Origin of the sequence: Aliivibrio sp. 1S175 (assembly GCF_001690985.1) — a bacterium.
Taxonomy (GTDB): domain Bacteria; phylum Pseudomonadota; class Gammaproteobacteria; order Enterobacterales; family Vibrionaceae; genus Aliivibrio.
In genome coordinates, this window is sequence record NZ_MAJS01000076.1 from 1 (window position 1) to 529 (window position 529).

A 529-nucleotide genomic window follows, 5' to 3' on the forward strand; every position below is an offset into this window, starting at 1 on the left:
CGTGTTATGCCAGCGTTATGAGAATTAAGGGATAATTTAAGATATGGATATCAAAATAGATGATTTGAATGGCGGCGAAGTTGTTCAGTTATTAAAAGAACACCTAGAAGATATGTATGCAACTTCTCCTCCTGAAAGCGTGCACGCATTGGATGTAAACGCACTAAAAGTACCTGAGATTACGTTCTTTAGTTGTTGGGAAGATGACCAGTTACTAGGTTGTGCTGCAATTAAGGAGTTGGATTCAAACGATGCTGAATTAAAATCAATGAGAACGGCCAATAATGCACGTAATCTTGGTGTTGGAACGCTTCTGCTTAAGCATGTATTAAAGGTTTCGTCGGATAAGGGTTATAACAAAATTAGCTTAGAAACCGGATCACAAGAGTTTTTCAAACCGGCTCGTAATCTCTATGAGAAATTTGGTTTTCAATATTGTGCTCCCTTTGCCGATTATAAACCTGATCCACACAGTCAATTTATGTCATGCACACTGGGTTAGACATTCTCATAACAAAGCAATCAACAC

The 529-nt window shown here is 38.2% G+C and carries 1 protein-coding gene; it reads left to right on the forward strand.

What is annotated here, in order from left to right; all coding sequences use genetic code 11:
• Nucleotides 1–43 precede the first annotated feature (43 nt).
• Nucleotides 44–502, forward strand: a complete 459-nt coding sequence (locus A6E06_RS15210) for a GNAT family N-acetyltransferase (protein ID WP_065592861.1) — start codon at nucleotides 44–46, stop codon at nucleotides 500–502.
• Nucleotides 503–529: the final 27 nt, after the last annotated feature.